This is a genomic window from Arthrobacter sp. KNU40 (genome assembly GCF_051515115.1).
Classification (GTDB): Bacteria; Actinomycetota; Actinomycetes; order Actinomycetales; family Micrococcaceae; genus Arthrobacter.
Window position 1 is genome coordinate 3,264,730 of record NZ_CP195850.1, and the last position, 18,382, is coordinate 3,283,111.

At 64.4% G+C, this 18,382-nt stretch carries 13 protein-coding genes and 1 tRNA gene; 2 read left to right on the top strand and 12 right to left on the bottom strand.

Annotated features, from left to right (window positions below):
* Positions 1-2 precede the first annotated feature (2 nt).
* Positions 3-3,434 (top strand): error-prone DNA polymerase, encoded by a 3,432-nt coding sequence (locus ACSKT0_RS15040; RefSeq protein ID WP_437770526.1) that lies wholly within the window; start codon positions 3-5, stop codon positions 3,432-3,434.
* On the opposite strand, the gene ACSKT0_RS15045 is transcribed toward ACSKT0_RS15040, so the two are convergent.
* Entirely contained in the window at positions 3,427-4,176 is a 750-nt protein-coding gene (locus ACSKT0_RS15045) for a ThuA domain-containing protein (protein ID WP_437770527.1), read from the bottom strand. The genes ACSKT0_RS15040 and ACSKT0_RS15045 overlap by 8 nt on opposite strands.
* Positions 4,176-5,279 carry a Gfo/Idh/MocA family protein gene (locus tag ACSKT0_RS15050; RefSeq protein WP_437770528.1) on the bottom strand — a complete coding sequence of 368 codons (1,104 nt, stop codon included), beginning with the start codon at positions 5,277-5,279 and terminating at the stop codon, positions 4,176-4,178. The genes ACSKT0_RS15045 and ACSKT0_RS15050 overlap by 1 nt, the downstream gene beginning before the upstream one ends.
* A gap of 176 nt (positions 5,280-5,455) precedes the next feature.
* Between ACSKT0_RS15050 and ACSKT0_RS15055 the strand changes: the two genes are divergently transcribed.
* Complete coding sequence (locus tag ACSKT0_RS15055) at positions 5,456-6,580, top strand: LacI family DNA-binding transcriptional regulator (RefSeq protein WP_437770529.1); 1,125 nt, start codon at positions 5,456-5,458, stop codon at positions 6,578-6,580.
* A gap of 85 nt (positions 6,581-6,665) precedes the next feature.
* On the opposite strand, the gene glgP is transcribed toward ACSKT0_RS15055, so the two are convergent.
* The 10 genes from glgP to obgE form a co-directional block, all read right to left on the bottom strand.
* Positions 6,666-9,272: an alpha-glucan family phosphorylase gene (gene glgP, locus ACSKT0_RS15060; protein WP_437770530.1), complete on the bottom strand. Its 2,607-nt coding sequence runs from the start codon at positions 9,270-9,272 to the stop codon at positions 6,666-6,668.
* 621 nt (positions 9,273-9,893) lie between these two features.
* Positions 9,894-10,910 (bottom strand): LacI family DNA-binding transcriptional regulator, encoded by a 1,017-nt coding sequence (locus ACSKT0_RS15065; RefSeq protein WP_437770531.1) that lies wholly within the window; start codon positions 10,908-10,910, stop codon positions 9,894-9,896.
* Positions 10,911-11,199: 289 nt separating this feature from the next.
* Positions 11,200-11,275 (bottom strand) — tRNA-Ala (locus ACSKT0_RS15070).
* Positions 11,276-11,417: 142 nt separating this feature from the next.
* Positions 11,418-11,816, bottom strand: coding sequence for a ribosome silencing factor (rsfS, locus tag ACSKT0_RS15075; RefSeq protein ID WP_059389355.1), 399 nt, complete (start codon positions 11,814-11,816; stop codon positions 11,418-11,420).
* A gap of 63 nt (positions 11,817-11,879) precedes the next feature.
* A complete protein-coding gene (locus tag ACSKT0_RS15080; RefSeq protein ID WP_437770532.1) occupies positions 11,880-13,124 on the bottom strand; it encodes a hypothetical protein in 1,245 nt (414 codons plus the stop codon).
* 7 nt (positions 13,125-13,131) lie between these two features.
* Complete coding sequence (nadD, locus tag ACSKT0_RS15085) at positions 13,132-13,752, bottom strand: nicotinate-nucleotide adenylyltransferase (RefSeq protein ID WP_437774039.1); 621 nt, start codon at positions 13,750-13,752, stop codon at positions 13,132-13,134.
* Between the two features lie 55 nt (positions 13,753-13,807).
* Positions 13,808-14,041 carry a hypothetical protein gene (locus ACSKT0_RS15090; RefSeq protein ID WP_437770533.1) on the bottom strand — a complete coding sequence of 78 codons (234 nt, stop codon included), beginning with the start codon at positions 14,039-14,041 and terminating at the stop codon, positions 13,808-13,810.
* Between the two features lie 79 nt (positions 14,042-14,120).
* Positions 14,121-15,491 (bottom strand): glutamate-5-semialdehyde dehydrogenase, encoded by a 1,371-nt coding sequence (locus ACSKT0_RS15095; RefSeq protein WP_437770534.1) that lies wholly within the window; start codon positions 15,489-15,491, stop codon positions 14,121-14,123.
* Positions 15,488-16,678 carry a glutamate 5-kinase gene (gene proB, locus ACSKT0_RS15100; protein ID WP_437770535.1) on the bottom strand — a complete coding sequence of 397 codons (1,191 nt, stop codon included), beginning with the start codon at positions 16,676-16,678 and terminating at the stop codon, positions 15,488-15,490. Before proB ends, ACSKT0_RS15095 begins: the two co-directional genes overlap by 4 nt.
* On the bottom strand, positions 16,668-18,257 hold the full coding sequence (obgE, locus tag ACSKT0_RS15105; RefSeq protein ID WP_437770536.1) for a GTPase ObgE: 1,590 nt from the start codon (positions 18,255-18,257) through the stop codon (positions 16,668-16,670). Before obgE ends, proB begins: the two co-directional genes overlap by 11 nt.
* Between the last annotated feature and the right edge of the window lie 125 nt (positions 18,258-18,382).

Sequence of the window (18,382 nt, forward strand, 5' to 3'; positions counted from 1 at the left end):
AGATGGCTTGGAACAACCCGTCAATCCCATGGTCGGAGTTCGAACGCACCCTCTCGGACCGGCGAGTGCCGGAGATCGGCAAGGCCAAAGGAGACGGCGGTGACAGCCCGGCCTGGTCGAGGAAACGCGGGCCTTACCGTCCTGTCCCCCTCGATCCCGCAGGGGTCGCATCGAGGGCGGATGCCGCCGTCGTGCCTTATGCCGAACTGCACGCGCATTCGCACTACAGCTTCCTGGACGGCGCCTCCTCACCCGAGAAACTGGTTGAGGAGGCGGTCCGGCTGGGTATCCATGCCCTCGCACTGACCGATCACGACGGCTTCTACGGGATCGTGCGAATGGCGGAGGCCGCAGAAGCCTATGAGCTAAAGACCGTGTTCGGCGCTGAGCTGTCGCTCGGGCTCAGCAAACCCCAGCAAGGGGAAGCCGACCCCGAAGGTGACCATTTGCTCGTCCTCGCCCGGAAGGAAGAGGGCTACCACCGATTGGCAGGGGCGATGACGTCCGCCCATCTGGCAGCCGATGCGGAGAAGGGCCATCCCATCTACGACCTCGATGAGCTGGCGCATACCCTGAGGGACCACTGCCTGGTGCTGACCGGATGCCGTAAAGGCTCAGTCCGGAGGGCCCTCATGAGCGACGGCGAGCAAGCCGCTGCCTTTGAGGTGGATGCGTTGATCGAGAGATTCGGGCGGGAAAACGTGGTGGTGGAGCTGTTCGATCACGGGAATCCCCTCGACAGCAGCCACAACGACGCCCTTGTCCGTATTGCCGAGCGGGCGGGGATACCTTTCATCGCCAGCAACGCCGTACATTATGCGTCCCCCGAGGGATACCCGCTGGCAACGGCCATGGCGGCTGTCCGGGCACGCCGCAGCCTGGAGGAACTCGACGGGTGGCTGCCCGCAAACAGCGGCGCCCATCTGCGGAGCGGTTCCGAGATGGCAGCACGGTTCGCCCGCTACCCCGGCGCGGTCGAGCGGACTGTCGAAATCGCCGACGAGCTTGCGTTCCAGTTACGGGCAGCCCGCCCGAAGCTCCCCAAGCTTGATGTTCCTGCCGGGCACAGTCTTATCACCTGGCTCCGGCAACTTGTTGAAGAAGGTGTCAGGGACAAATACCCGTATGCCGACGAACGGGTCCATAGCCGGATCGAGCAGGAACTCGCAGTGATCGAGGCGAAGAACTTCCCCGGCTATTTCCTGATTGTGCACGACATCGTGCAGTTCGCGCGTTCCAGCGGCATCCTCTGCCAAGGCCGGGGTTCCGCGGCGAACTCGGCTGTCTGCTACGCGCTGGGGATCACCGCCGTCGACAGTATCTTCTACAACCTTCCGTTCGAGCGTTTCCTCTCCAGCCTCCGCGAGGAAGAACCGGACATCGACGTCGATTTCGACTCGGACCGGCGGGAAGAAGTCATCCAGTACGTCTACCGCAAATACGGACGGTTCAACGCGGCCCAAGTAGCGAATGTCATCAGTTACAGGCCGAAGAACGCCGTCAGGGACATCGCCAAGGCGCTCGGCTACAGCCAGGGCCAGCAGGACGCGTGGTCCAAGCGGCTCGATCACTGGGGCGATCTCAGCGAAGGCAAGACCAACAACATCCCGGCCCCGGTCCTGGAACTTGCTGACCAGATACTGGGCTTCCCCCGGCACCTGGGCATCCACTCCGGCGGTATGGTCCTCACCGAACGGCCTGTCGGCGAGGTGGTACCCATCGAACGTGCCCGGATGGAAAACCGCACGGTCCTGCAATGGGACAAGGACGATTGCGAATGGATGGGCCTGGTCAAGTTCGACCTTCTCGGCCTGGGCATGCTCGCCGCACTGCAGTACTCCTTCGATTTGATCGACAAGCATTTCGGGGAGCGTTGGACAATCGAGACCATCCCGCGGGAAGAACCGGCCGTCTACGACATGCTCTGCCGGGCCGACTCGATCGGGGTCTTCCAAGTGGAATCACGGGCCCAGATCAGCACTCTGCCCCGGCTGAAACCGAGGGAATTCTACGATCTGGTGGTCGAAATCGCGCTGATCCGCCCGGGTCCCGTCCAAGGCGGCGCCGTCCACCCGTACATCCGACGCCGTGCAGGCACGGAAAAAGTCACGTATCTTCATCCATTGCTGGAGCCCGTGCTGAAGCGGACCTTGGGTGTGCCCTTGTTCCAGGAGCAGCTGATGCAGATGGCAGTTGCCGTGGGTGGCTGCACTGCCGAGGATGCGGACCTGCTCCGCCGCGCGATGGGCTCCAAGCGGGGCCGGGAGAAGATCGAGTCCCTCGAGGCCAAGCTCTATGCGGGGATGGCGGCCAACGGAATCAGCAACGACGACGCCGACGCCATCTACGGCAAGATCCAGGCCTTTGCCAACTTCGGTTTCGCGGAATCCCACTCCTTGAGCTTCGCGGTGTTGGTCTACGCAAGCTCGTGGCTGAAGCTGCACTACCCCGGCGCGTTCCTCGCGTCCCTGCTCCGGGCACAACCCATGGGCTTCTACTCCCCGCAAACCCTCGTGGCGGATGCCCGCAGGCACGGGGTCCAGGTGTTGCGTCCTGATGTACTGCATTCCCTTGCCGAGGCGACCCTCGAAGTGCTCGACGAGGCTACAAGTACCGAAGCGGGCCAGGCAGGCGGCATGGCTTCCTGCCTGGACTTCCACCAGCCGGAGATCGGCCTCTTCCAGCAGGATCGACCACGTGAGGACCACCTGCACCGGCGGGATGGCTCGCACGCTGTGCGGTTGGGGCTCGACGGCGTGACGTCCATCGGTGCCGAGGTGGCGAAGCGGATCGTCACCGAGCGTGAGGAGCATGGTGCCTACGGGGATATGGCGGATTTGTCCCGCCGTGCGAATCTCAGCGCGGACCAGCTGGAGGCACTCGCTTCAGCCGGCGCACTGGATTCGCTGGGGATGAACCGCCGCGAAGCGTTGTGGCAGGCCGGAGATGCCGCGCTCGAGCGGGAAGGACAATTGCCGGGGACCCGCGTCGCCGTCCAGCCGCCGCTGCTGCCCGAGCTCTCCCCCCTGGAAAATGTTGCCTACGACATGTGGGCCACAGGAATCAGTACCGATGACCATCCGATGCGCCATGCCCGCGGAGCCCTGGATTCCAGAGGGGTGCTGCGGGTGGACCGGCTCTCCCAGGTCGAGTCCGGCACGCGTGTTGAAGTGGCCGGCGTCGTGACCCACCGCCAACGCCCCCAGACCGCGCAAGGGATCACCTTCGTCAATCTGGAGGACGAGAGCGGCATCCTCAACGTCATCTGCAGCGTTGGCCTCTGGAAGAGGCATCGCCGCGTCGCCCGGGAATCATCCGCGCTGATCGTCAGGGGGTTCCTTGAACGATCGCCGGAAGGAGTCACCAATCTCGTGGCGGACAAGCTCGAACCCCTGGTCCTGACAGTGAAGTCCAACTCCCGCGATTTCAGGTAGCCAAAAACCAGGCCCGGGCGGGGTTGGTCACTCCCGGAGCATCCCGGAACTGTTCGGGCTGCGCTGCCCAGCCCACGCCGTTCGCGATGACCCTCTGGATCTGCGGCTGGTGGTAAACGGGGTACTCCTGGTCGCCGGGGCTGAAGTAGAAGATCCGCCCCTTGCCGCGGGAGAACGTCACGCCGGAGCGGAACACCTCGCCGCCTTCGAAGGAGCTGATGAAGATCAGGTCGTCCGGCTCCGGAATGTCGAAGAGTTCGCCGTACATCTCCTGCTTGGGGATCAGGATGGGGCTCTCGACGCCGGCCGCGATCGGATGCGATGGCTTGACCGTCCACACGAGCTCGCGTTCGCCGTCGTTGCGCCACTTGAGCGAACACGTGGTGCCCAACAGCCGGGTGAAGATCTTCGCGAAATGCCCTGAGTGCAGCACCACGAGTCCCATCCCGCCCAGGACATGCCGCTGGACGCGTTCCACTGCCTCATCGCTGACCTCGTTGTGGGCGATGTGCCCCCACCAGAGCAGGACGTCGGTGGCGGCAAGGGTTTCCTCGTCCAGCCCGTGTTCGGGATCGGCGAGGGTCGCCGTCGTGATTTCAGCATCCGGGTAGTAGCCCCGCAGACCCGCCGCGATGGCACCGTGGATGCCGTCCGGGTACATTTCCGCCATGGAGTCCGGTTGGTTGCGGGCCTCGTGGACGGCTTCGTTCCAGACGACGATCTTCAGTTTCTTGTCGGTCATCAGAGCACCACTTCGCGTTGTTCGAGGGCGGACTTGTAGCAGGCATCAAGGATGAGGGCGCGGCTCAGGGCGAGCGATCCGTCGTGTTGTCCCCAGACGGTCTCCCCGCCGCGGACGGCGGCGATGAAGTCGTCGACGACGGCCTGATGGGCAAGGCCTGGAATCGCTTCGGGCTCGTAGTCGGCGTTCTCGCCGTCCTTCTCCGTGAAGATCTTCAAGCTGCCGACGGGCTGCAGCGGCGCCCCGGCGGCGCGTAGTTCGGCACCGCCGTCGGTCCCGTAGACCGTGAAGTCGAGCAGGTCGTCCACCTCGCGGTAGCTCGCCCAACCCGCTTCGAGGATCAGGGTACCGCCGCCTTCGAGCCGGATGAAGGCAGTGGCGAAGTCCTCTACTTCGAACTTGTGGCTCGCGGGCCCTGCGGTGTACCGGGAGTTGCCGCCGCGGCCCCGCGGCCCTAGCTCCGAGTGGGTCTGCGCCGAGACGGACAGGACCTTGGGCTCGCCCAAAAGGTGGAGCGAGTAGTCCAACACGTGGACTCCGATGTCAGCCAGTGGACCGCCGCCGGCCAGTTCCGGATTGGTGAACCAGCTGCCCAGGGTCGGGATGCCGGCGCGGCGCAGCCAGGAGCCCTTGGCGTAGTACGGACGTCCGAGTCCGCCGTCGTCGATGATGCTCTTGAGTTTTTGAATGTCGCCACGGCGGCGGTGGTTGAACGCAACGTCCAGGACCCGGCCGGCCTTCCGGGCCGCCTCGACCATGGCGCGTCCTTCGTCGCCGTTGCGTGCCAGTGGCTTTTCGCTCAGTACGTGCAGTCCACGCTCCAGGGCCGCTATGGAAATCGGAGCGTGCAGGAAGGTCGGAACGGCCACGCTGATCGCATCCAAACCTTCCAGCCCGATCATGTCTTCCCAGCGTGCGAAAGCATGCGGAATGCCGTATTCCTGCTTCATCTGGGCTAGGAGGTCTTCTTCCATCCCGGCGACGGCGACGATATCCACGCCTTCGATGGCGCTGTAAGCCTTAAGGTGCTGTTGGCCAGCCCATCCGATGCCCACAACGCCCACTTTGAGGCGTGCTGACGTTGCTTGTTGCTGAATGCCCACGGTATTCCTGTCTTTTCGCGTATTCCGGGTTGGGGCCAATAAATACGCTTTCATGGGCCTCCGAACAGCGTCAATCAGTTAAGCGCTTCGACTTTTCGCCGTTTCCGGATTGGGGCATGCTACGAGCCTCCATGGCTGGGCATGCGCCTAGACTGAGGGGCGGAAAAGGAGTCGCCATGGCCAAGAAACCGACAATCTACGACGTCGCCGAGCGCGCCGCCGTCTCGATTGCAACGGTATCGCTCTCCTTCACCCAGCCGCACCGGGTGCGCGAATCCACCAGGACATTGGTGATGGAGGCTGCGCACGAACTCGGTTACCTTCCAAGTGCCAGCGCGAGGGGCCTGGCCCGGGGGAAAACGGGAGCAATCGGCCTTTTCTCCTACGACTACTTCAACCGGTCCGGCGCTGGCGCGGCCCGCGTCCCCGGCGATGCGGACGCTCTCCTGCCCCGTGATCTGTTCTCCGACGACGCCAACGGGGAGTTTCGGCTCTTCCCGCTGTATCACGACGAGGTGCAGCGGGGCGTCGAAATGGAATGCCGCAGGCGGGGCTTCGTTCTCATGGTCGGAGAGGGTGGTGGCGGCAGATCCGAGGCGGACATCAACGACATTGCCGGCCGTGTGGACGGCCTTGCGGTGTTCCCCAATACTTTTCCGGTCGAGGTCCTGCGGCGGATCGCGGAACGGATTCCGGTAGTGGAGCTTGCCGATCCACCGGAGGAGACCGGGCTGAACCGCGTCTCGGTGGAGAACACCGAAGGCATGCGGGTCCTCACGAACCATTTGATCCAGCACCACGGACACCGCGCCATCACTTTTGTGGGCCCGTCCGGCTCTCCGGACCGTGAACAGCGCTTCGCCGGATACCTCCTGGCCATGGCAGAGGCGGGGTTGGACACCCAAACGCTGCCGGCACCGGGGCGGGACGCGAACGGCACGTTGGGCGCCGGGGTGGACCTGGCTGCGGACTCGGACGCGACTATCCATGGGCTGTTATCGGGCGCCGCACTTCCTGAAGCACTTGTCTGTTCCGTCGATGCCGAGGCACTCCTGTATCTGGATGCCCTGGAACGGGCCGGAGTGGAAGTGCCGGGACAGATTGCGGTCACGGGTTTCGATGGATTGGCGGCGGGCCGGGTCAATCGCCCCACGCTCACCACCGTCCGACAGCCCATGATCGCCCTGGGGCGTGCCGCCGCCAGCATCCTCATCCACCAGATCGCCAATCCCGGATCCGAGCCGGTGTCCAAAGAGCTACCCGTGGAGCTTGTAGTGCGGGAAAGCTGCGGCTGCGGCTGAACTACGAAAGCAACGTTGCCGCTGGGCGACGCCCCCTTTAACGGAACGCGCCCCCGCTGCTCGAACCGCAGCGGGGGCGCATTTCTTAGGCGTTCGCGATCAGTCCCAGTTCGGCCTTCGAGGCCAGGGAGGGGTGCTTCGGGAAGACCCGGACGGTGTAGCCGAACGATCCGGAGCGGTTGATCAGGATGGACCCGGTGAACAGGTGGCGCCCGTTGCCGAGGTCCTCCGTTTCGGTCAGCTCGACCAGAGCAACATCCTCCAGCTCGTCCCCGTCCTGAGCCCTGCCATACGCCACTTCAACCGACACGTCCTCGGGCGTGAGTTCGTGGAGGGCGATGTAGGCGTTGACCTGGAGGGTGTCGCCGATCTGGGGTTCTTCGGAGACGCCGATGGAATCGACGTGTTCCACGATCAGCTGCGGCCAGGCGTTGCGGACCTTGGTGGTCCACGCCGCGAGTTCCTTCGCTTCCTTGAACGACGCCGTTCCCGCTTGCCTGCCGGCCACAGCTGCCGGGCGGTAGAGGGTGTTGACGTAGTCGTGCAGCATCCGGTCCGCCGAGACTGCCGGGCCGAGGTGGGCCAGGGTGTGCTTGATCATGGACACCCAGTGCGTCGGCACGGCTTCCGGGCCCGACTGCGAGGGCCCGGCCGCGCCGGCGTCCGCGGAGACCGTGGAGCCGTAGAAGCGCGGCGCCACCTGGGTCTCCAGGAGCTCGTAGAGCGCGGCGGCTTCGATGTCATCGCGTTCGGTCGGTGACGCGTCGTTGTTCGCGGTCGGGATCGCCCAGCCGTTCTCGCCGTCGTACATCTCATCCCACCAGCCGTCCAGCACCGAGAGGTTCAGGGAGCCGTTGATCGCCGCCTTCATCCCGGACGTGCCGCAGGCCTCCAGGGGCCGCAGCGGGTTGTTCAGCCACACGTCGCAGCCCGGGAACAGGGTCCGGGCCATGGCGATGTCGTAGTTGGGCAGGAACACGATCCGGTGCCTCACGGCGGGGTCGTCGGTGAACTTCACCAGGTCCTGGATCATCTTCTTGCCGGCGTCATCGGCCGGGTGGGACTTGCCGGCGATGACCAGCTGGATGGGGTGCTTCGGGTGCAGCAGCAGCGCCTTGAGGCGGGCCGGGTCCCGGAGCATGAGGGTCAGGCGCTTGTAGGTGGGCACGCGCCGGGCGAAACCGATCGTGAGCACGTCCGGGTCCAGCACGGTGTCCGTCCAGCCCAGCTCCGCATCGGCCGCCCCGCGCTTCTTCCATGAAGATCGCAGGCGCTTGCGCACGTCATCAACCAAGGCGGAACGCAACTCGCCTCGCAGGGCCCAAAGCTCGGCATCGCTTACGTCGTAGATCTTGTCCCAGCCCGTGGCATCCACGTCGGTGCTGCCGAAGTACTTTGCGGCGAGCCGGCTCATCTTGGGATCGATCCAGGTGGGTACGTGGACGCCGTTGGTGACGGAGGTGATGGGGATTTCGGAGTGGTCGAAGCCCGGCCAGAGCCCGGAGAACATCTCGCGGGAGACCACGCCGTGGAGTTTGGCCACGCCGTTGGCCCGCTGCGCCAGGCGCAGGCCCATGACGGCCATGTTGAAGACCGCGGGGTTGCCGCCGTCGTAGTTTTCCCGGCCCAGGTCCAGGACTTTCTCCACCGGGACGTCCGGGGCCAGGCCGGCGTCGAAGAAGTGCCTGATCTGCACGGCCTCGAAACGGTCGATGCCGGCCGGGACGGGGGTGTGGGTGGTGAACACCGTGGACGCGCGTCCGGCGGCGAGGGCCTCGGACCAGCTCAGCGGGGCTTCGGCGGACATGAGTTCCTGGATGCGTTCGATGCCCAGGAACCCGGCGTGGCCTTCGTTGGTGTGGAACACTTCCGGGGCCGGGGTGCCGGTGAGGCGCTGGTAGACGCGCAGGGCCTTCACCCCGCCCATGCCCAGCAGCAGTTCCTGCTGCAGGCGGTGGTCACCGCCGCCGCCGTAGAGCCGGTCCGTGATCCCGCGCGCGGCATCGTCGTTGGCCGGGACGTTCGAGTCCAGCAGCAGCAGCGGAACCCGCCCGACGTCGGCACGCCAGATGTGCGCCCGCAGCGTCCGGTCACCCGGCAGCGGAAGCGTGACCAGAGCCGGCGAACCGTCTTCCTCACGCAGCAGTGTCAGGGGCAGCCCGTCCGGGTCCAGGACCGGGTAGGTCTCCTGCTGCCAGGCGTCCCGGGAGAGGGACTGCTTGAAGTAGCCCGCCTGATACAGCAGCCCGACGCCGATCAGCGGCACGCCCAGGTCCGAAGCGGCCTTCAGGTGGTCCCCGGCCAGGATCCCCAGGCCGCCGGAATACTGCGGAAGCACCTCGGTGATCCCGAACTCGGGCGAGAAATACGCGATGCACGCCGGAGCATCCGGACCCAGGCCCTGGTACCAGCGCGGCTCACTCAGATACCGGTCCAGATCCACCGCCGCCTGCTGCACGCGCTCGACGACGGCGCCATCCGCGGCAAGGTCCTGCAGTTCCTCGCGGCTGACCAGGCCCAGGAAAGTCATAGGGTCATGCTCGCTTTGTTCCCAGGCTTCGGCGTTCAGCGCGGAGAACAGTTCACGCGTCGGCAAATGCCATGACCAACGCAAGTTCTTCGCCAATCGGGCGAGCGGGGCTATAGCTTCCGGCAGAACCGTTCGTACCGTGAACCGTCGAATCGCTTTCACTTCCGGCCACCTTCGAACGCGGACAGCGCCGGTTTGGTCGACGTTTTCATGCGGTGTACCTCCAAGAGGTTGTTGTGATGATTGGGGAGATGTTGGCTAGGGGTGGGACCACCGCGGGGCCAGGTGGGGAGGCCTTTGCGGGCACAACCGGCACAGGGCAAGCGCTTACATGCTTGGGACGGGCATCATTGGCCCCTCCTGCGCCCGGTCCCGGAACTCAGAAGCAGGCAGCGGTCTCCAGGTTCCGTCCATGCACTATTCCCGGGGCTTTACGATCCGGGAACAAGTCGACGCGGCTACTCGTGGATCCGCGCAGGAAGCCGGCGAATTCCCGTTCCGGTTTGCGTGACATCGACCGCATCGTCAATTCGGAGGATTGGTACCGAATGATTCCAAGCACGACTTACTTCCTTAGTCTCCGGGAACACTGATCGGTGACCATCCCCCAAGTTGTATCCGGAGGAATTTCATCGCCGTTCGTCGACGCGCCTTGTCGACGCGGGTCGATGGCTCGACAGTAGTTGGCGGCGCGACGGTGTGTCAAATGTCACAATCACGTGCGATAGGAGCGCGTAATGAATGCCTCGAATTGACGGACTGCACCAGAACGGCGAGGCGATTCTACGGCTGGGTGGTCCGTGCCACAGCGGTGCTTCCGCGCAGCGTCAGCACCGGTTCAGCGAGCCACTGCACGGCATCCGCGCCGTCACTCTTGAGGCGCCGGGTAAGGAATTGTGCTGCCTCACGACCCATGACGCTCGGTTCGGCGGACGCCGTCGTAAGGGCCGGCATGAAGCGCTCCGCTGAGCCGGCACTGGTGTTGATCGCGACAACGGAGAGGTACTCCGGGACTTGCCAACCGTGGGCCGCAGCGGCACCCAGAAGCCCTGCGGTAGCCGCTTCATTGATCATCACGAGTCCGGTTGTTTCCGGAGATTCTTCCAGGATCTGACCGAACACCTCGCGACCACCGGCAAGCGAGCTCGCGGTTGGGAAAAGCCGCGCAGTGATCCCGTGCCGCGACGCGGCAGCTGCCACGGCGTCCCAGGACCGGACCATCGGGCCGTATCCGGTGTCCAGGGACTCACGCGAGTGCGTGACAAGGCCGATTTCCCTGTGCCCCAAGCTGACGAGGTGCGACACTGCCAGCTCCCCCATGGCTTCGAAATCTGCGTCCACGAACGTCAGGCCATCAGCATCCGTTGGCCGTCCGATCGTGACGAATGGAACACCCGTTTCCAAAAGGACTGGAATCCGTTCGTCGAATGACCTGACTTCCATGAGGAGGATTCCATCTACGAGGCCTTGGGCCACGATCCGCTGCATCTCGCCCAGGTCGTCGGGGTCCATTGGCCACAGAAGGAGATGGTATCCGTCAGCGCGCGCTTGCTCCGCGGCACCTTGGACGTACTCGAATTCCGTGGTGTTCATGCCTTGCTCCCCGACCGGAAAAATCAAGGAGACGATGCCGGTCCGTTTGCCGGCCAAACCCTGGGCGAGCAGGTTCGGCGTATAGCCAAGGTCGGACATGGCCTGCAGGATGCGCTCCCGCGTTTCGGGCGCAATCGGCCGGACACCACTGAGCGCATAGGACACAGTGCTCCTGGAAACGCCGGCTACCCGCGCAACATCGGCCATAGTTACCAAGGAGTATCCCCCTGCATTGTCGGTGGCTGCTCGGCGGTGGGATCGCGATTGACCGCAATCCGCCGGACGGTAATGCCTCATAGTAAACCGTAATCGGTTGGCAAAGTGGTGAAGGCATGCTGAGCCCACTGTTTCATACACTCACCAGCTAAGCGAGGGTGCGGCAAGGGGATGCCTCACACCACAAAAAGGGGAATCACCCGCTGGGTGGACCCCTTCTCACAAAAATGAGGCCCTGCCCGGAACATGAACCTAGTCCACGTTCCAAGCAAGGCCTCCATGGTGGAGCTGAGGGGACTCGAACCCCTGACCCCCTGCATGCCATGCAGGTGCGCTACCAGCTGCGCCACAGCCCCATATCCTTGCTGCTTCACGAGCCGTGAACTGGCTGGAAATCTCCTCCAGTTTTCGGATTCCTCCGAAGCAACTCAAATATCTTAGAACAGCATTTCCGAAAATTCCAAATCGGGCATATTCAGTTGGTTGGTGCCTTAACGCCTAGGATTCCTCGACGGCGGGAGCCTTCGCCGAGGCGTCGTCACCGAGTTCCAGATCCACTACCGGGCAGTCTTTCCACAGGCGTTCCAGGGCGTAGAAGACCCTGTCCTCGGAGTGCTGGACGTGCACCACGATGTCGGCGTAGTCCAACAGGACCCAGCGGCCTTCGGAACGTCCTTCGCGGCGGACCGGGCGCAGATCCTGCTTGAGCAGCTCCTCCTCGATGCCGTCCACGATGGCGTTGACCTGGCGCTCGGTTGGAGCCGAGGCGATCAGGAAGACGTCGGTCAGGGCCAGACGTTCGCTGACGTCCAAGGCGATGATGTCCTCGGCCAGCTTGTCCGCTGCCGCGCGGGCGGCGTGGCGGGCCAAGAGGACGGATTGTTCATGTGCAGTCACGGGACTCCTTGTATGCGGCTTCAAGAATGAACGAAGCCTGTTTGGTGGCAAAAGCCGTTGTTGTCAGCGGGAAAGTCCGCTGGTGATCATGATGATGCCCGCAATCAGGGCGATGACTCCGATGCCGACGAGTCCGAGGACCAGTAGCCGGGTACGCTGGGCGCGCCCGAGTCCCGCCGTCGCGGCGTCGAGCGGTTCAAGTCCGTAAGCCGAACTTGCTGAAATGGGCGGATGTTCGGCCGCTTCCGCAAATGCCTCGCCATCCGATGCTGAGTCCGACGCCGGGCGTCGACCCGCCGCTTTCGCAGCGGCCTCCGCCCGCGCCAGCACTCCTGCGCGGCCGCGCATGCTGCGGGACTTGGCCGACGCCGACTGCCCGGGCTTCAGTTTCGGCGCAGGTGAGATCACGAGAGGAACAAAGGTGGTGTCGGGCGGCTTCATGACGGGACGCTCGAGTCCCGGAACCTTCACGAATTCCAGGGGCGTCACCATGGCCAGGTTGCTGGCCACGGAAGGTTCAACGCGGACCGGACCTGAAGGACGGCTGTTCTGCTCGGCAAGTTTCTGCTTCGCCATGGCCCTCTTGTTGAGGATAGCCTCGCGTTCAGCCTGGGCGATTTGTTCGGCCAGCGCCTCTGGGTCCGCTGGATCGACGTCGGTACCGGGAACCCCGGGTTCAGCGGCCGGGACTTTCTGCACCGCTGATTCCATTGCCGCGATGTGCTCAAGCTTGTTGGACTGATTGTTCGCTTGGGCGGCCAAGAGCTCGCGGGCCATCAAGGCCTGCTCCACGGTCATCTCGGGCGCACCGGGGGGTGGGCCTGCCGTGACCCGGACACCGCCGCCAGGCGATACGCCCGGGCGATCAGGGCCGGACTGCTGCCTGCCGGGAGCCTGGACGGGGACACTGGACGTCCTCGGCCCGGATCCGGGTGCAGGAACAACGGGGATCGCCGAGGTGCCCGGGGCAACTTCTTCCTGCAATTGCTGCAGGCGCAACTGGCGGCGCGTGGGCGGACCGCCGCGGGAAAGCTGCTGCTCCTTATCCGCGAGTTCCTTGATGGCGCGGAGTGCGGCGCGGTCGCGTGCACGGGCCTGCGAAGAACGTTCCGAGGCGGGTTTGGCGTCCAGCGGAGCATCGGCCACCCGGCGCACCCGATTGACCGAAGCGCCACCGGACGCGTGGTCGGCGTCGTCGGAGGTAACGGCCTCGGCTACCGCGGGACGTGCGCCGGTTTCTTCCACGCGTGCGTCCCGGGCTCGTCGAAGCTCGCGCCGGCTAGGGATGGGGGGCTGTTCCTGGCTCATTCAAAACTCACTCGGTACGGGCTTGGTGGTCTGATCCGGTCATAGCATGCAGGGGCTCCCCCATGCCGGGTTTGCCCGAGTACAGCTTGTATTTGGCGATGTACTGCACTACTCCATCAGGCACGAGGTACCAGACCGGATTGCCTGCACCCACGCGGGCGCGGCAGTCCGTCGAGGAAATCGCCATGGCAGGCACTTCCAACAGACTGACGTCCTCCCTGCCCATGCCGTCAAGAACATGACCGGGCCGGGTGACACCGACAAAGTGCGCCAGGGTCCAAAGCTCGTCGACATCTTTCCAGGACAGGATCTGCGCGAGGGCGTCAGCGCCCGTGATGAAGAACAAGTCCGCGTCCGGCCGCTGGGTCCGGAGATCCCGCAGGGTATCGATGGTGAACGTGGGACCGGGGCGGTCCACATCCACGCGGCTCACCGTGAAATTGGGGTTGGAAGCCGTGGCAATGACCGTCATCAAGTATCGGTGCTCGGCTTGACTGACCTGCTTGTGCGATTTCTGCCACGGCTCGCCGGTGGGCACGAATACCACCTCGTCCAAGCGGAACTTGGCGGCAACCTCACTGGCAGCAACCAAGTGGCCGTGGTGAATGGGATCGAAGGTTCCACCCATCACGCCCAAGCGAAGTCGGCGCCCCGTTTCCTCGAAGGGTTTTGCGGCGGAAATGTTAGTGACCCAGCCCTGGGTGCTTGGCCGGGTGCTGGCGGTGCGGATCCGAGTGCTCTTCGACGGCGTCGTGACGGTTGCCAAGGTTCGTGTAGGAGACCGCCACGAACATCAGGACCAGGAGGATGGAGAAGATGGTGATGCCGAAGACGATAGGAGGAGCCCACAACGGCGCCGGCGCCTCGCTCTCGCCCCCTTGAGCGAGAATGGAAATGGCGATCTGCTGAAACTGCATTTTCTCCCCTAGCGGTTCAAAGGATTTCGACGGCGGATCCTCCCACCGTTCAAGACTTCTGTTCTATGTTACAGCGTCGCTAGCCGCGGACCTGGCCTTCACCCTGGACAATCCACTTCGTGGTGGTCAGCTCAGTGAGGCCCATGGGACCGCGTGCGTGCAGCTTCTGGGTGGAAATTCCCACCTCGGCACCAAGGCCGAGCTCGCCCCCGTCGGTGAAACGCGTGGAAGCGTTCACGATGACCGCCGCAGAATCGATGTCCGCAATGAACTTCTCCGCGTTCGCCAGATTGTTCGTCAGGATGGCCTCAGTGTGGCCGGTCGACCATTTGCGGATGTGCGCGACTGCCTCGTCGAGGTTGTCCACCATGGCAACTGCGAGGTCGAGGTCCATGTATTCCGTGGCCCAATCGACGTCGTCGGCGGGGACTGTGTCCACGGAGCCGGACAGCGCCGCTTGAATCCGGGAGTCGACGTGCAGCGTGACCCCGGCCGAGCGCAAGGCAGCGGCGACGGCGGGCAGCACTGTGGACTTCGAGTGCACCAGGAGAGTCTCCACGGTATTGCAAACGCTGGGGCGCTGGGTCTTGGCGTTGAGCAGAATATCGACAGCCATCTCTTCGCTGGCGGACTCGTCGATGAAGATGTGCACATTGCCTTCGCCGGTCTCAATGACCGGCACGGATGAGTTGTTCACCACAGTCTGAATCAGGTCGCGTCCACCGCGGGGAATCAGCACGTCCACCCGGCCGCGCGCACGCATCAGGACGTTCGCGCCTTCGCGGCCGAATTGGTCCACGCTCTGGACGGCGTCGGCCGGCAGCCCGACGGATTCCAGCGCATCGCGGAGGATGGTCACCAAGGCTGCGTTGGTGTGGGCAGCGGCAGATCCACCGCGCAGGATCACTGCATTGCCGCTCTTCAAGCCAAGTCCGGCGATATCGACCGTGACGTTGGGGCGGGCCTCATAGATCGCTGCGACGACTCCCATGGGCACATTGACTTGGCGCAAGCGCAGTCCGTTGGGGAGGGTCTGGCCCCGGACGACGTTTCCCACGGGATCCGGCAGGCCCGCCAGGTTTTCAAGGGCCGCCACAAGGCCGTCGATGCGGGGAGGTGTCAGGGTCAGGCGGTCCAGCATGGCAGCGGAGGTTCCGTTGTTGCGGCCGGACTCAACATCCTTCGCGTTGGCCGCGAGGATGGACCCCTGCTTTTCCCGGAGCGCTGCGCCAATAGCGTGCAGGGCGCGGTCCTTCCAGGCGCGGTTCGCCTGGGCCATGTGCCGCGCGGCCTGCCGTGAGCGGTCCGCGATCGAATGCACGGCCGCCTCCACTTGCTCGGGGGTGAGCGGCGCGTTTCCCGTCTCCGGAGTTTCCGGCACCTGGGCGGCATTGCCGGCAGCCAGTGCGTCAGTCATCACAGGAGAATCAGGGGTAAGGGCCTCAGTCATTCTCCAAGTTTAGTGGAGCGGGCCTGCTGGACCAGCACGAGGTCGTCAACATGAACAACTACGCGGTCATATCCGCGTCCAAGGTCCTTGGCGAGTTCCTTGGTGGAACGGCCAAGCATGCGGGGAAGCTCTTCCGCGGAGTAGTTCACCAATCCCCTGGCAATCACAGTCCCTTCGACAGAAACCATCTCCACGGGATCGCCAGGCTCGAAGTCTCCCTGCACCGACGATATTCCGGCGGGCAACAGCGAGGTGTGGCGGTCGCGCACGGCCTTGACGGCGCCGTCGTCGAGCACCAAACGGCCCCGGACCGAAGCGAGGTGGGCCAGCCAGAGCAGCCGGACGGGTTTGCGGTTGCCGTTGATGGCGAACCACGTGCCGACGTCCTCGCCTGCCAGTGCGGCGGCGGCATTGGCCGTGGAGGTGACGAGGGCGTGGATGCCGGAGCCTGCGGCGATCGACGCAGCCTCCACCTTGGTGGTCATGCCTCCGGTTCCGACGCCGGCTTTACCGGCCTTACCGATGGTCACGTCGACGAGGTCAGCGGGACCGGTGACGAGCGGAATGCGCTTGGCACCCAATGACGGCGGACCATCGTACAAAGCGTCGACGTCGGAAAGCAGGACCAGTGCATCCGCCCGGACAAGGTGGGCCACCAAAGCGGCCAGACGATCGTTGTCGCCAAAACGGATTTCGTGCGTTGCCACGGTGTCGTTTTCGTTCACGACGGGCACGACGCCGAGGTTCAGCAAACGGTCCAGCGCCCGGTATGCGTTGCTGTGCTGGGTGCGCCGCATCAAGTCATCCGCCGTCAAGAGGACCTGGCTGACGGTGACCCCGTGAGCGGCAAAAGCCTGCGAATAGCGCGCCATCAAGAGCCCTTGGCCGACACTGGCCGCAGCCTGCTGTGTGGCGAGGTCCTTGGGACGCTTGGCGAGGCCGAGCGGCGCGAGACCCGCCGCGATGGCACCGGAAGAGACCAGGATGATCTCCGTCCCGGAATTGCGCTTCTCAGCCAGGGCGTGGACGAGTGCCGTCAGCGCTTTCTCCGAGATGCCGCCTTTGATGCTGGTCAGCGAAGACGAACCCACTTTGACGACGATCCGCTTGGCGCCGGCCAGTGCCTGGCGTTCGGCGGAGTCGTCGCCTTCGGTGACTTCAGCGATGCGGGCCGTGCTAGTCGTCATTTTCGGCTACCAGGCCGCTTTCCTTCAGGGGCTTGGGTAGACGACGTCCGCTGACGGACTCAGTCCAGATGCCCGCCTTCCGCTCGGCTTCGAGCTCGGCGCGTGCTGCAGCCTTGGCTTCGCGTCGTTCGAGCTGCTCGTCGCGCTTCTGCGAACGGGTGGGGCGGTCGCCGATGTCGGCAACACGGATGTCCGTGCCTCGAGGCGTCGCCAGGAGTTCGGCGCCCGCCATCATGGTGGGCTCCCAGTCGAAGACGACGCCGTCCTCTTCGCCGATCACCACGGTGTCACCCGGAACGGCACCCATCTTGAACAACTCGTTTTCGATGCCGAGCTTGGCCAGGCGATCGGCCAGGTAGCCAATGGCTTCCTCGTTGGTGAAGTCGGTCTGCTTGACCCAACGGACCGGCTTCTCCCCCAGCACGCGGAAGAGCGGCTCGAGGTTCTTTTCCTCGCGGCGGATCTTGAAGCCGGACTCGTTGACGGCGCGGGGGCGCAGGACGGGCGCCGCGACCTTGGGAGGCGCGGTGGCAACGGCTTTGCGCGCGGCCATGACGATCTCGCCCATGGCGAAGCTCAGTTGGCGCAGGCCTTCGTGGCTCGTAGCGGAGACTTCGAAGACGCGGTAGCCGCGCTGTTCCAGTTCGGGACGGACGAACTCGGCCATGTCCCGACCGTCTGGCAGGTCGACCTTGTTCAGGACAACAAGTTTGGGGCGTTCGTTCAGGGGGACAACTTCGCCGTCAACGCCGGCGTAGCTCATGTCCACCGCGTACTTGTCCAGCTCTTGCTCGATGATCGCAAGATCCGAGAGCGGGTCCCGGTCCGCTTCCAAGGTTCCGCAGTCCAGGACGTGCACCAGCGCGGCACAACGCTCCACGTGGCGCAGGAAGTTGTGGCCCAGGCCCTTGCCCTCGCTCGCCCCTTCGATCAATCCGGGAACGTCTGCAATGGTGAACCGGACCTCACCGGCCTGGACCACGCCAAGGTTGGGGATCAGGGTAGTGAACGGGTAGTCGGCGATCTTGGGCCGCGCAGCTGACATCGCCGCGACAAGGCTGGACTTGCCCGCAGAGGGGAAGCCAACCAGCGCGATGTCCGCGATGGACTTCAATTCCAGGACGATGTCGCTGGAGTCGCCTTCAGTGCCGAGGAGGGCAAAACCGGGAGCCCTGCGCTTCTGCGAAGACAACGAAGAATTACCAAGGCCGCCCAGGCCACCTGCAGCGGCGATGAACTCGGTGCCTTCACCTACAAGGTCAGCAAGGACAACGCCGTCCTTGGTCTTGACCACAGTGCCGTCCGGGACGGGAAGCACGAGGGTTTCACCGTTCTTGCCGCCGCGCCAGTCACCCATGCCGGGGCCACCGTTGGTTGCGTGGCGGTGCGGTGCGTGGTGGTAATCAAGCAAAGTGGTGGTCTGGGCATCAACGCGCAAGATGACGTCGCCGCCGTTACCGCCGTTGCCGCCGTCGGGTCCGCCCAGGGGCTTGAACTTCTCGCGCTTAACAGAGACACAGCCGTGGCCGCCTGTTCCGCCGGATACGTGAAGTACTACCCGGTCTACGAAGGTCGCCACGTGTTTCTCCTCTAACTGGAAATTACTGCTTGAAGTGCGTGTTGCGGGCTGACGCGCCGCCGCCCGCACTAGTAAATTCTAGTGCGGTTAAAAAGACAGGTGGAGCGGGCCATACGGCCCGCTCC